13 protein-coding genes and 1 other RNA gene are annotated in these 13,920 nt (G+C 32.8%); 2 read left to right on the top strand and 12 right to left on the bottom strand.

Annotation, left to right across the window (positions count from 1 at the left end; genetic code table 11):
• Nucleotides 1–3: 3 nt before the first annotated feature.
• Complete coding sequence (sal, locus tag MHB47_RS06275) at nt 4–1,635, bottom strand: Sal family ABC-F type ribosomal protection protein (RefSeq protein ID WP_340755719.1); 1,632 nt, start codon at nt 1,633–1,635, stop codon at nt 4–6.
• 68 nt (nt 1,636–1,703) lie between these two features.
• Nucleotides 1,704–1,874: a hypothetical protein gene (locus tag MHB47_RS06270; protein WP_198644151.1), complete on the bottom strand. Its 171-nt coding sequence runs from the start codon at nt 1,872–1,874 to the stop codon at nt 1,704–1,706.
• Nucleotides 1,875–1,935: 61 nt separating this feature from the next.
• Between MHB47_RS06270 and MHB47_RS06265 the strand changes: the two genes are divergently transcribed.
• Nucleotides 1,936–2,934 carry an LLM class flavin-dependent oxidoreductase gene (locus tag MHB47_RS06265; protein ID WP_021339125.1) on the top strand — a complete coding sequence of 333 codons (999 nt, stop codon included), beginning with the start codon at nt 1,936–1,938 and terminating at the stop codon, nt 2,932–2,934.
• Nucleotides 2,935–3,020: 86 nt separating this feature from the next.
• Here MHB47_RS06265 and MHB47_RS06260 read toward each other — a convergent pair whose 3' ends face one another.
• From MHB47_RS06260 to cymR, 3 genes are all read right to left on the bottom strand, one after another.
• A complete protein-coding gene (locus MHB47_RS06260) occupies nt 3,021–3,200 on the bottom strand; it encodes a hypothetical protein (RefSeq protein ID WP_340755716.1) in 180 nt (59 codons plus the stop codon).
• 36 nt (nt 3,201–3,236) lie between these two features.
• Complete coding sequence (locus MHB47_RS06255) at nt 3,237–3,419, bottom strand: CsbD family protein (protein ID WP_002507428.1); 183 nt, start codon at nt 3,417–3,419, stop codon at nt 3,237–3,239.
• Nucleotides 3,420–3,555: 136 nt separating this feature from the next.
• Nucleotides 3,556–3,975, bottom strand: coding sequence for a cysteine metabolism transcriptional regulator CymR (cymR, locus tag MHB47_RS06250; RefSeq protein ID WP_002507427.1), 420 nt, complete (start codon nt 3,973–3,975; stop codon nt 3,556–3,558).
• A gap of 86 nt (nt 3,976–4,061) precedes the next feature.
• Between cymR and MHB47_RS06245 the strand changes: the two genes are divergently transcribed.
• On the top strand, nt 4,062–5,339 hold the full coding sequence (locus MHB47_RS06245; protein ID WP_198644149.1) for a replication-associated recombination protein A: 1,278 nt from the start codon (nt 4,062–4,064) through the stop codon (nt 5,337–5,339).
• A gap of 85 nt (nt 5,340–5,424) precedes the next feature.
• Here the strand turns inward: MHB47_RS06245 and MHB47_RS06240 are convergent, their stop codons facing one another.
• The 7 genes from MHB47_RS06240 to MHB47_RS06210 all read right to left on the bottom strand — a co-directional run bounded on the left by MHB47_RS06240 (nt 5,425) and on the right by MHB47_RS06210 (nt 13,508).
• A complete protein-coding gene (locus tag MHB47_RS06240) occupies nt 5,425–6,195 on the bottom strand; it encodes a tRNA threonylcarbamoyladenosine dehydratase (protein ID WP_002507425.1) in 771 nt (256 codons plus the stop codon).
• A 164-nt stretch (nt 6,196–6,359) separates the two neighbouring features.
• Nucleotides 6,360–6,549, bottom strand: a non-coding RNA gene (gene ssrS / locus MHB47_RS06235) — 6S RNA.
• A gap of 63 nt (nt 6,550–6,612) precedes the next feature.
• Nucleotides 6,613–8,379, bottom strand: coding sequence for an aspartate--tRNA ligase (gene aspS, locus MHB47_RS06230; RefSeq protein WP_340755712.1), 1,767 nt, complete (start codon nt 8,377–8,379; stop codon nt 6,613–6,615).
• An 11-nt stretch (nt 8,380–8,390) separates the two neighbouring features.
• Nucleotides 8,391–9,653, bottom strand: coding sequence for a histidine--tRNA ligase (gene hisS, locus MHB47_RS06225; RefSeq protein ID WP_340755710.1), 1,263 nt, complete (start codon nt 9,651–9,653; stop codon nt 8,391–8,393).
• A gap of 330 nt (nt 9,654–9,983) precedes the next feature.
• Nucleotides 9,984–10,856: an N-acetylmuramoyl-L-alanine amidase gene (locus MHB47_RS06220; protein WP_064782865.1), complete on the bottom strand. Its 873-nt coding sequence runs from the start codon at nt 10,854–10,856 to the stop codon at nt 9,984–9,986.
• A complete protein-coding gene (dtd, locus tag MHB47_RS06215; RefSeq protein ID WP_002507421.1) occupies nt 10,853–11,305 on the bottom strand; it encodes a D-aminoacyl-tRNA deacylase in 453 nt (150 codons plus the stop codon). The genes MHB47_RS06220 and dtd overlap by 4 nt, the downstream gene beginning before the upstream one ends.
• Nucleotides 11,306–11,318: 13 nt before the next feature.
• Nucleotides 11,319–13,508, bottom strand: coding sequence for a RelA/SpoT family protein (locus MHB47_RS06210; RefSeq protein WP_340755707.1), 2,190 nt, complete (start codon nt 13,506–13,508; stop codon nt 11,319–11,321).
• Nucleotides 13,509–13,920 lie beyond the last annotated feature (412 nt).

The raw sequence follows: 13,920 nt of genomic DNA, 5'->3' as shown, positions 1-13,920 counted from the left end.
TTTCTAGTTCTCTGTTTCAAAATGTCCACTTTCATCAATTGTTTTGTAATCATCTAATAATTTCAAAGTATCAACGGTATTTGTCTTACGATATTGATTGAGCGTCAAATTATGGAGTTGCTTATTGGATACTTCCCAATGCGTCGCTGTGAATCGTGATTGTAAGTACTGGTCATGTGTGACAATGAGCACTTGACCACTAAAACTATGAATCATGTCCATAATCAAGTCTTGTGTTGTGATATCAAAATAGTTTGTTGGTTCGTCTAATATCAATAAATTAGGATTTGAGAAAAATAATAATACAAACTGCAACCTACTTTTCTCTCCCATTGACAAATAAGCAATGGGTTCAATAATTTTATCTTGGTCGAAACCAAATGCAGCTAAAATCGTTTGGGCATGGCTACGTGTCATACCTTCTAAAGCTAACAAAGTATTTAAAGGTGTCTCACGATACGTTAAATTATTATTTTGTTGATCGAAATAACCTATTTTAAGTGAAGGTGTAATATGGATAAAGCCTTGATCAGGTTTTATTTTTTGTCTAATCAAGTTGATTAATAGTGATTTTCCACTGCCATTAGGTCCAGTAAGTAATATGTTTTCATTATTCTTAATTTCGAAATTCGCTTGATTATAAATACAAAGATCATTTATTGAAATACTGAAATCTTCTAACCTCAATAAATAACGTTTACGCTTTTTTTCATGATGTTCGAAATGAAACTTTCTATTATCTTTTTCGGGTTCTTCGATATTTTTTTCGTTTAATTTTTGATTTAATTGTGACTCTTTTACTTTTGATTTTTGTGCTAATTTACTCAATCGTTTTTGCATAGAGGGATCGCGAACACTCGTTGTTTGCTTAGAAGCAGCATGCCATTCTTTAACTCTTTTAATGGTGTCTTCAAGCTTCTTAACTTCTTTCTGCTGTTTTTCATAAGCATTCACTTGTGTTTGAAACTCTAAATCTATAATTTCTTTATACTGGTTATAATTACCCGTAAATTTCCTTGTCTGTGTTCGATTTATCTCTATGATATGACTAGCAGTTGCATTGATAAAGCCACGGTGATGAGATACATAGATTATTGTACATTTTGATTTATTTATGTGAGTTATCAAATCATTAAGCATATTTTGATCAAGATGATTAGTTGGTTCATCTAATAAAATCAAATCTTTCTCTGAAATAATCGAACGTAATAATGCGACGCGTGTTTGTTGGCCTCCACTTAAAAGGCCCATTTGTTTGTCTAAATCAGTTTCGGTTAAATTAAATAAATTCGCTTGTGTAATAATTTTTTGTTCTATTTCATAACCATTATATGCTATATAATCAGCTATTTTTTCATAATTATAAGTTATTTCTTTTTTTAATTTTAATATTTCCGGAAATAAAGATAAAACAAATTCCATTCCAGTTTCATTATAATAATCCGTCATATCTTGCTTCATAAGATATGCATTATCTCTATACTTTAAGTATAGTTCATTCAGTAAGGTTGTTTTACCAACACCATTATCACCCACGAGCGCTATGTGTTCTCCTATTTCAACACTTATATTCACGTGATTTATCAACGTTTTACCATATTTTTCAAATGGTTTTTGAATATAATAAAAAGACATATCAATTTCCTCGCTTCCGAGGATATGACATGCCATAAATATATACTGCAATCATTATATGCGGTTGCTTAATAATAGTTCATATTATTTACGACATGGACATATCCTATAACTTTCTCATTTAAATGTAGTTTTGTTAATTTATTTTCTTGATATTTATCCAATGTCTTCATCGCCTTAATTAAGCCACCTAACGTTTTAATTTCCATCATTATAACAGTGAGCAGTTTCTTACGCAAGTTTTATAACGCCTGTTATACTTCAATATAATAACAATCAATGAGGAGGACAACGATAAACATGTACAATTTAAAATTATCAGCGCTTAATCTTGTACCTATTCGAGAAGGAGAAGATGATCAAGCTGCGATTAAAGATATGGTTAAATTAGCTCAAAATTTGGAGACGTTAGATTATGAACGCTATTGGATTGCAGAACATCACAATGCACCAAATTTAGTAAGTTCTGCTACTGCTTTGTTAATCCAACATACATTAGAGCACACATCTAAAATCCGAGTAGGTTCAGGTGGTATCATGTTACCAAATCATGCACCATTAGTAGTTGCCGAACAGTTTGGTACGATGGAAACAATATTTCCAGAGCGTGTAGATTTAGGTTTAGGACGTGCTCCTGGCACTGATATGATGACTGCTAGTGCCTTACGTAGAGATCAACATAATGGCGTTTATGAATTTCCGGAAGAAGTTGAACAACTTGCCAAATATTTTGGTCCTGGTAATCAGCAAGCATATGTGCGAGCTTATCCGGCTGTAGATAAACATGTACCACTTTATATCCTAGGTTCATCTACTGATTCTGCCCATTTAGCAGCACGAAAAGGACTTCCCTATGTTTTTGCTGGTCATTTTGCACCACAACAAATGAAAGATGCAATCGAAATATATAAAGATTTATTTGAACCTTCCAATGAACTTAGCAAACCTTATGTCATCGTATGTTTAAATGCCATTGTTGCTGATACTGATGAACAAGCTGAATACTTATCAACAACTCAAGCACAAGTTATGGTCAGTATAACAAGAGGCAGAATGCAACCACTTCAACCACCTACTGATGATTTAAAAGGTATCTTAACACCTACTGAATTTGAAATTGCCCAACAACGTATGAGTTCATCACTTATCGGCTCTGAAGAAACTGTAAAAAATAAAATTAAAACATTTATAGATGAACATGGTGATATTGATGAATTAATGGCTATCAGCTATATTTATGATCAAGAAGCCCAACTTGATTCTTACCATAAACTAAAAAACGTGGTAGATACGCTATAAAATTCAAGTAAATAAAATGATAAAATCCCAATCTACAAGTTTGTAGATTGGGATTTTATCATTTTACAAATTAATTTTAGCAAAGATTATTTTTCGTCCTTGTTATCTTCACCTTTGTTATCTTCTTCTTTTTTATCGTCACTGCCACCAGTGAATTTATCTATTTGTTCTGAAGCTTGTTGTGCTTTTTCATTGTCAGACCCTTTTAATTTTTCAGATACAGTTTTTGCAGTTTCTTTTGCTTTGTCTAAGAAATTTTCAGCCATAGTAATTACTCCTTTTAAAGTTAATTAAAACTTAAATTATTTTTTGAATTTATCAATAGCGTCATTCGCTTTATCTTTTGCATTTTCTACGAATTCTTTAGCTTTACCAGAAGTTTTATCTTCCTTGCCTTCATTTTCTAAATCTTTATTGTCAGTTACATTACCGACTGTTTCTTTCACATTACCTTTTGCTTGTTCGAATTTATTTTCATCTGCCATGTAAATTACCTCCTTAGCAATGTATACAAATTAAATACCACTAATCATTCTGTCTAAACATGAAAAAGAAAATAAATCCAATATTTTCATTAAAAGAAATCATTCTGAACTATAAAATTATAAATTATATTACATTTTAAATATAAAACATATAACCATCTAAGTCATCAGTTTCTTTAAAATCGGCTAGATATTGTAAAGTTGTATTATCAAGTACTTCTCTAACAGCATCTCTCATTCTAATCCATAGTTCTTTTTGCGCAGGTGGCTCTGATTCAATACTTTCTACAAACGTAATTGGACCTTCTAATAAACGTATAATATCACCAGCTGTAATTTCTTCCGCTGGTACTCTTAATTGGTAACCGCCTTTTGCACCACGAACACTTCGAATTAATCCAGCATTCCGTAAAGGACCGACTAATTGCTCTAGATATAGATCACTTAAATTATTTTCTTCTGCTATAGATTTTAATGATACGCACCCTTGTCCTTGTTTTTTAGCTAGGGAAATCATTAATGTTAACCCATATCTTCCTTTTGTTGAAATTTTCATTATATTACCTCACTTAATTCGAATACTATATATTAACATTCTATCATTTTTTACGTTAATATAGAATTAGAAAGGTGTGACAGATTGTGACGAACGAACCACTTGCATCTAGAATGCGTCCGAATAACATAGATGAAATTATTTCTCAAAAACATTTAGTAGGTCCGAAAGGAATTATTAGAAGAATGGTTGAAACAAAAAGATTATCTTCAATGATATTTTTTGGCCCTCCCGGTATAGGTAAAACAAGCATTGCAAAAGCGATATCTGGAAGTACACAATTCAAGTTTCGACAGCTCAATGCTGTAACGAATACAAAAAAAGATATGCAGTTAATTGTGGAAGAAGCTAAAATGTCTGGACAAGTAATTCTACTATTAGATGAAATACATCGTTTAGATAAAGCCAAACAAGATTTTTTATTACCGCACTTAGAAAATGGGAAGATTGTATTAATTGGCGCGACAACATCTAATCCTTACCATGCAATTAATCCTGCTATACGTTCAAGAGCTCAAATTTTCGAATTATATCCATTAGATGACAATGATGTCAGAGTCTCATTAGAGAGAGCAATTAATGATGCTGAACGTGGGCTCGCTACTTACAATCCAATTGTTGATGATGAAGCAATGACTTACTTTACCACACAAAGTCAAGGCGATGTTAGAAGTGCACTCAATGCTTTAGAATTGGCTGTATTAAGTTCTGAAGTAACTGATGGCAATAGGCATATCACACTAGAAGATGCAAAAGATTGTTTGCAAAAAGGTGCTTTTGTAAGTGATAAAGATGGAGACATGCACTACGATGTAATGAGTGCATTTCAAAAATCAATTAGAGGTAGCGATGTTAATGCTGCATTACATTACCTTGCACGTTTAATCGAAGCTGGAGATTTACCAACAATCGTTCGACGTTTATTAGTAATTAGTTTTGAAGATGTCGGTTTGGCGTCACCAGCAGCTGGTCAACGTACATTAGCAGCAATAGAGTCAGCTGAGCGTTTAGGTTTCCCCGAGGCTAGAATTCCTTTGAGCCAAGCTGTAATAGAACTTTGTTTATCACCAAAATCTAACTCAGGTATTTCAGCTATTGATGCTGCACTATCAGATATACGTAAGGGACATGTTGGTCAGATTCCTGACCACTTAAAAGATGGTCATTATGCAGGTGCTAAAGAATTAGGTCGGGCAATCGGTTATAAATATCCGCATAGTTATGAGAGCGGATTCGTTTCACAACAATATTTACCCGATAAACTTAAAAATAGAATTTATTATGAGCCCAAAACAACCTCTAAAAGTGAACAGCAATTTAAGTCTGTTTACGACAATATTAGTCATTCACAAAAAAAGAAATAAAATATAAATCAGTATAATCCATAAAAGGTAGCTCCCAAAAACAGGAAGCTACCTTTTTAAATAGTTATTAATGAATGAACATTTTTTATTTTTTGTCTTTAATACGCGTAACGGGAATGTCTTTTAGAATATCATTAATTACAAAACCTGCACTGATTAATCCAACTACACTAGGCACAAAAGCATTTGAAGATGGTGGCATTTGCCCTTTTCTTGTTGGTGCATTAGCATCACCCACTGTATCTTTAACATCTTCTCTAATTACAATTGGACTTTCATCTGAATATACAACAGGTATCCCTTTATGAATACCTAATTTTTTTAATTTACGTCTTATAATTTTAGCCATCGGATCTGTATGCGTTTTAGAAATATCTGCAACTTCAAAACGTGTTGGATCAATTTTATTGGCAGCACCCATGCTTGAAATCACGGAAATACCTCTATCTAAACACTCTTTCATTAAGTGTACTTTATAAATGATTGTGTCACTTGCATCTACAAAATAATCGATATCATACTCACTGAACAACGCTTCATAAGTTTCTTCTGTATAAAACATATGTAATGAAGTCACTTTACAATCAGGGTTAATTAATTTAATACGTTCCTCCATCAAAGTCACTTTACTCTGACCGATTGTAGTCGTAAGCGCATGCAATTGACGATTGACGTTAGTGATATCAACATCATCTTTATCAATAAGAATGATATGACCAATATTCGTACGTGCCAAAGCTTCAGCGGCAAATGAACCAACCCCACCTACACCAAGCACAACAACTGTCTTTTCTTTTAATAATTCCAAGCCTTCTTGACCATAGGCTAATTCATTTCTAGAAAATTGATGTCTCATCTAAATACTCCTTATTATTATTAATATGCTATAACAAAACTATTATAACATTATCATATATTTATATTTACAAAATGCATTATTTATCTTACATTATTTGAAATCGTAGCATACACATTTTAAATTTCAGCAAAAAAATACGCAAGACCGAAGTCTTGCGTACGATAGAGTCCGTTAGTGCCGTAGTTATAAAGTGCTTGATCATTCGGCCTGCTTATAACAGGTGGGTGCCCTGTTTCTTGTTTTGCAAGTCCTCCTTTGAGGCGTGTGCGCTGCAAGAAAACCCATTGGGCTCCCGGATCAAAGAGTGTTAGGCCCAAATATGAAGCAAACTTACGAACACTTCAGATGACTATCTTATGTGAACATCATAACACATAATTTCAAATTAGCAAGAATTAAAACTTCTTGCGCTAATTAATGACGAATACGTAATGAAAGTTCTTCTAATTGATTTTCTGATACTTCACTTGGTGCATCCGTTAATAGACATGTCGCAGATGCAGTTTTAGGAAAGGCAATTGTATCACGTAAGTTTGTGCGATTCGTTAATAACATAACTAAACGGTCTAATCCTAATGCTATGCCGCCATGTGGTGGTGCGCCATATTTAAAGGCATCTAGTAAGAAACCAAATTGTTCTTTTGCTTGTTCGTCTGTGAAACCTAAAACTTCGAACATTTTAGCTTGTAAATCAGCATCATGAATTCTGATAGAGCCCCCGCCTAATTCATAACCATTCAAAACAATATCATATGCATTAGCTTGAACATTCTCAGGCTCAGTGCTTAATTTTTCAATATCTTCTTGTTTTGGTGAAGTGAATGGATGATGTGCTGCAGTATAGCGTTTAACATCTTCATCATATTCAAGTAAAGGCCAATCTGTAACCCACAAGAAATTCAATTTCGTTTCATCAATCATGTTTAATTCTTTCGCAAGTTTAAGACGTAAAGCGCCTAAACTTTGTGCAACAACACTTGGTTTATCTGCTACGAATAATACTAAGTCACCTGCTTGTGCTCCAGTTAGCGATTGTAACTTTTCAACATGATCATTTTCAAAGAATTTGGCGATTGGCCCATTTAAGCCATCTTCTACAACTTTTACCCAAGCTAAACCTTTAGCACCATAGATGTTTACAAATTCAGTTAAAACATCTATATCTTTTCTTGTATATTTGTCAGAAGCGCCTTCAGCTACAATTGCTTTAACTTGACCATCTTTATTGATAGCATCTTTGAATACTTTAAAGTCCATGACTTCACCAAGTTCTGAAACATCGATTAACTCCATACCAAAACGTGTATCTGGTTTATCTGATCCATAACGACTCATAGCTTCGTTATATGTCATTCTTGGGAATGGACGCAGTACTTCAACGTCTTTCACATCTTTAACAACATTTTGCAACATTTCTTCGCCCATATCCATCACATCTTCTTGATCCACGAAGCTCATCTCAATATCTACTTGAGTGAATTCTGGTTGACGATCAGCACGTAAATCTTCATCACGGAAACACTTAACAATTTGGTAGTATTTATCAAAACCACTAATCATTAATAATTGTTTGAATATTTGTGGTGACTGAGGTAAAGCATAAAATTCACCGCCATGTACACGTGATGGTACTAAATAGTCACGGGCACCCTCTGGCGTAGATTTATTTAATACAGGTGTTTCTATATCATAAAAACCTTCTTGATCTAAGTATTGTCTAATAGAACGTGTTGTTTGGTGTCTCATTTTAAATGTTTGTGCTAACTCTTGACGTCGTAAATCAAGATATCTATATTTTAATCTGATATTTTCATCTACATTTTGATTTTCTTCATTTAAAGCAAATGGAGGTGTCTCAGATTTATTGATAATTTGAATATCTGAAACTTGTACTTCAACTTGGCCAGTTTCAATTTTTGGGTTTACTGTTTGAGGATCACGTTGCTTAACTATTCCTTTAACTTCTACCACATACTCTGATCTAACAGTTTCTGCAATTTGTAATGCTTCTGCTGAAAAATCTGGGTTAAATACGATTTGGACATAACCTTCACGGTCACGTAAATCAACAAAAATTAAGCCACCTAAATCTCTACGGTTGTGTACCCAACCTTTTAATGTTACTTCTTGGTCTAATAACGACTCAGTTACTAAACCACAGTATGTTGTTCGTTTACTCATGATATCTCTCCTTAATTTTTGAAATAATTAACCATTTCATCTAATTTAATATTTTCAGTTTCGCCTGATTCCATATTTTTTACATTAATTTTATTTTCTTCTAGCTCTTGCTCGCCAACGACTATTGTATATCTCGCATTTAATCTATCTGCTTGCTTCATTTGGCCTTTAACTTTACGTTGTAAATAATCTTTATCTGCCTTCACACCATTTTTACGTAGATCATTTAATAGTTTAACAGCATAACGGTCCGCTTTATCGCCCATTGTTACAATAAATAAATCAAATTCATGATTGGCATTAAGTTCAATTTGTTCTTCCTCTAGTGCAAGCAACAATCTTTCAATACTTAACGCAAATCCTATACCAGTTTGACTTGGTCCATCTAATAATTCCAATAAGCCATTATATCGTCCGCCACCACATAATGTAGTAATCGCACCATCATAATTAGGGTTATCCATCATTAACTCGAAAGCAGTATGTGTATAGTAATCTAATCCTCTAACTAAGTTCGGATCTTCTACATACGGAATACCTAAATCATCTAAATGTTGTTTTACTTCTGAATAATAAGCTTTTGATGATTCATTTAAAAATTCTGTAATACTTGGAGCTGTTTTTATTTCTTCTTTATCTTTATCGATTTTACAATCTAAAATCCTCATCGGATTTGTGTGTAAACGTGATTGACAATCACTACAAAATTGATCGATTACAGGTTCAAAATGATTCACAAGTGCATCATTATATTCTTTACGAGAATTTATATCACCAATACTATTAATAACGAGTTTTAAGTGTTTCAATCCAAATGATTGATAGATATGCATTGCCATTGCTAATACTTCTGCATCTACACCTGGATTTTCAGCGCCAATTGCTTCTACACCAAACTGAGTGAATTGGCGATATCTACCTTTTTGTTTTCGTTCATAACGAAACATTGGTCCGTTATAATATAGTTTAATAGGTTGGTTCGCAATACCTTGCATTTTATTTTCTATATATGAACGGACAACTGCTGCTGTGCCCTCTGGACGTAATGTGATATTTCGGTCACCTTTATCTTTAAAGGTATACATTTCTTTTTGAACAACATCCGTTGAACCACCTACACCACGTGCAAATAATTCAGTACTTTCAAAAATTGGTGTACGAATTTCTTCGTAATTATACAATTCCATGAGTTGATCTAACTTTGCTTCAATATAACGCCATTTCTTTGTTTCCTCTGGTAAAATATCTTGAGTCCCTCTAGGTATATTTATCATAGAACCTCTCCTTTTAAGCAATAAAAAAACCCTTGCATGACTAATAGTCATACAAGGGACGAATTTCCGTGTTGCCACCCTAATTGGTTATAAATATTTAAATTTATAACCCACTTCATACGAATAACGTTCGTTACACGGCTTTATTTTTAAAGCACCTCTTCTTGTGTTAAATTTCTAAATTACTAAGCATAATTTTTCAGCCAGGAATTATGTCTCTTCGCATTGTTTAAATGCTACCATTTCGTTTAGAATTTTCAAGAATCATAGCGGTTTTAATATAGAATTCATATTTAATAATAACGAGTTTATGACTAATATGCAACCCTTTTATTCTGAGAAGTATGCACGTAGTCCATCAACTACTGCTTTTTCTACAATTTGTCGATGTAATTGATCTCTAATCATATCTTCATCTGTAGGATTACTAATATAACCTAACTCTAATAATACTGCTGGTACATCTGTTTGTCTCAATACTTGGAAGTTTTCTTGTCGTGCGCCTTTATTTGTTAATAAAGCTTTCTTTTGTAAGCTTGCACTCAACGTCTCTGCTAATGCTTTTTGATTTTTCTTAAACCAATAAACGGTACTACCGTTTGCTTTAGCTGATTTTAATGAATCGTTATGTATACTAATATAAGCATCACCTTTAATATTTCTATCGCTAAGACTGACATATTCATCTGAACTACGTGTCATATTCACTGTTGCACCTTCTTTTTCTAAAAGTGCTTTGAGTTCTTTAGCGGTTTTTAAAGTGTATACTTTCTCTTTACTATGTTTGTTTGTATTACTTGATGCCCCCTGATCACGTCCACCGTGACCAGGGTCAAGTACAATTATTTTATCTTTCAAAGGTTTAGCATTCTTGTTAGTGTCTGCTTGAATATTTAAATTCGTATGCCAACCAGCCACCCAGCCTTTTTCATTGTTACCGGATTCTACTTCAATCCACTTACCAGATTCGCCAATTTTATGGAAGTTTTGTCCCTTTTTGATTGAATTAATTTCTGGATAAACAGCGTTAGGTCCAGTTCTTAATTCTGCATCTTCAGTAATATAAATCGTACTACTGTTTTCATCATTATGATTTAAGAAAGCAATAATCATAATAATGAAAATGACAAATGCTACTGCGACAATAAATGTGGGGATATTTCTAAGATTATGTTTTTCTAACCAAGTATCGAGTTTTTTCATACTATTTTGCCATCCTGACTTTCATAAATCACTGTTACAGGTCCATCATTAGCAATATTCACTAACATATCCGTACCAAATTCGCCTGTTAACACGTTTATTCCATAAGAACGTAATGCATCGTTAAACATTTCGTAATATTCATTTGCCTGTTCGGGAGGCATAGAATAAGAGAATCCTGGTCTGTTCCCTTTTCTAACGTCAGCATACAATGTGAATTGCGATATAGATAAAATTTCACCTTCAACTTGTTGAATATTTAAGTTAAGTTTTCCATCATTATCTTCAAATAACCGTGCATTCACAATTTTTTTTGCTAATGCCAAAATATCAGCCTCGGTAGATGTTTTACCAACACCAACAAATAGGCAATATCCTTTTTTTATTTTATTTTCAATATTTTCATTAGAAACCGAAGCTTCTTTTACTCTTTGTACGACTATTTTCATGTATGTTGCACCTCTAATTCCAAACTCTTGTGACAGTATATACATCGCCGAGTTGTTTAATCTTGTCTACAACTTGGTAAACTTCGTTAACATTTTTTACCATAACACTAATATTAATTACAGCATTTTTATCGATATCTGACTTACCAGATACTTTCACTAAATTACTTTTAGTTGAATTTACAGCTTGTAACACTTCATTTAGAAGCCCATTTCTATCGTAAGCAGAAACTTCTAAATCTACCTGATAACGTTGAGTAGCGTCTTTAGAACGTACCCATTCTACATGAATCAAGCGTTCTTTTTCACTTTTAATATTAGGGCAATCTGTTCTATGTACTTTAATGCCATGCCCTTTAGTGATATAACCAACAATATCATCACCTGGGATTGGATTACAACATTTTGATAATTTGATTAAGACATTTTCAATACCTTCAACATATACGCCACTATCCGTTGTAATGTCCTCTTTAATAGGTACTGATTTAGAAATTTCTTGTGCTGAATTCAATGCTTTTTGTTTATCTTGAATACGCTGTTTTTCAGTCAATTTATTCACTATTTGTAAAGCTGTTACGCCACCAAAACCAACTGCAGCAAATAAGTCATCATCGTTAGCAAAATTATATTTATTATTTACTACGTCAATGTTTTCTTCATTTAATACTGTGTCTACTCTGAAACCTTGATCTTTTATTTCTGCTTCAATCATAAATTTACCCTTTTCAATGTTTGAAGAGCGATCTTGTTTTTTAAAGAAACTGCGAATTTTACTTTTCGCACTTGATGATTTTACAATTTTCAACCAATCTCTACTTGGACCGTAAGAATGTTTGCTTGTTCTAATTTCAACAATATCTCCAGTCTGCAATACATAGTCTATAGGTTCGATCTTTCCATTTACTTTTGAACCTATCATTTTATTACCTACTTCACTATGAACTGCATATGCAAAATCAATAGGAACTGCACCGTAAGGCAATTCTACAACGTCACTTTCTGGTGTAAATGCATATACTTTGTCACTTTGTAAATCAAATTTAAGTGTTTCCATAAATTCTTCAGCATCTGAAGTAGTATTGTCTGTTTCTGCAAATTCTTTAATCCAATTTAATTTTTTATTAAAGTTTTGTGCTTTCTCAGTTACTTTTTTGCCTTCTTTATATGCCCAGTGCGCTGCTACACCATGTTCAGCGATTTCATGCATTTCAGAAGTTCTGATTTGTATTTCAAGCGGATCGCCGTTTGGACCAACAACAGTTGTATGCAGTGACTGATACATATTTTGTTTTGGCATCGCAATGTAATCCTTAAATCTACCAGGCATCGGTTTCCAAAGTGTGTGTACTAAGCCCAGTACAGCGTAACAATCATTAATAGAATTTACGATAATTCTAACAGCTAATAAATCGAAAATTTGATCAAACTGTTTCTTTTGTTTAACCATTTTTCTATATATACTATATATGTGTTTAGGTCGCCCATTGATTTCTCCAACAATATTCATGCTAGACATATCTGCTTGTATACGATTTATAGCATTTTGAATGTAATCTTCTCTTTCGCTACGTTTTTTCTTCATTAAATTAACAATTCTGAAATATTGAACGCTATCTATGTATCTAAGCGCTGTATCTTCCAATTCCCATTTAATGGTATTGATACCTAATCTATGAGCCAAAGGTGCATAAATTTCGAGTGTCTCTTTAGAAATTCTAATTTGTTTTTCTCTTGGCATCGGTTTTATTGTTCTCATATTATGTAAACGGTCTGCCAATTTAACTAAAATCACACGTACGTCTTTAGCAATTGCGATAAATAGTTTTCGATGATTCTCCGCTTGCTGTTCTTCTTTCGAACGATATTTCACTTTTTTTAATTTTGTTACACCTTCTACAATAACTGCAATTTCTTCATTGAACATACCTTGAACATCATCAAATGTATATGGTGTATCCTCGATTACGTCATGTAAAAATCCCGCAACAATTGTTGGCCCATCTAAATGCATTTCAGTTAATATGCCAGCAACTTGAATTGGATGCATTATGTATGGTAAACCATTTTTTCGAAATTGACCTTCATGTGCCTCATAAGCAATATGATAACTTTTTAACACATATTCATAATCTTCTTTTGACAAATATGATTTGGCTTTGGATAGTACTTCATCAGCACTATATGGATATTCATTGTTCACTTAAGACACCCCTATACTAAATATTAATCGTTATTAGATACCCAGTATTATATTTCGTTAGCTTTATCTAATTTTATTTAACTACGATTGTAACGTATTTTCATTTTATTAGGTCAAATTTTGTATAATAGTTATATGATACTACATGTTATTAAATAAATAAATGAGTTCATGTGCGTATTGGGAAAATAAAGTTTATTTTTAAATATTATATAGTGTGTTCAAGTGTATGTCATTAATATGAAAGACTCAAATGTTTTAAAATTCCAAAAAAATGACATAGCTTAAGACAAAAGGTTTTAGGTAACTCACCGACGATTCGCTCTAATGTATACATTATATATATCTTAAATAAAAAAAGAAGCTAGGACATAAGTACATGTCTGAGCTTCTTTCGTTATCTTACTATTAT

Origin of the sequence: Staphylococcus sp. FSL K6-3157 (assembly GCF_038005145.1) — a bacterium.
Classification (GTDB): Bacteria; Bacillota; Bacilli; order Staphylococcales; family Staphylococcaceae; genus Staphylococcus; species Staphylococcus equorum.
Note: the sequence above shows the minus strand (reverse complement) of the source record. Positions and strands in the feature narration are given on the sequence as shown.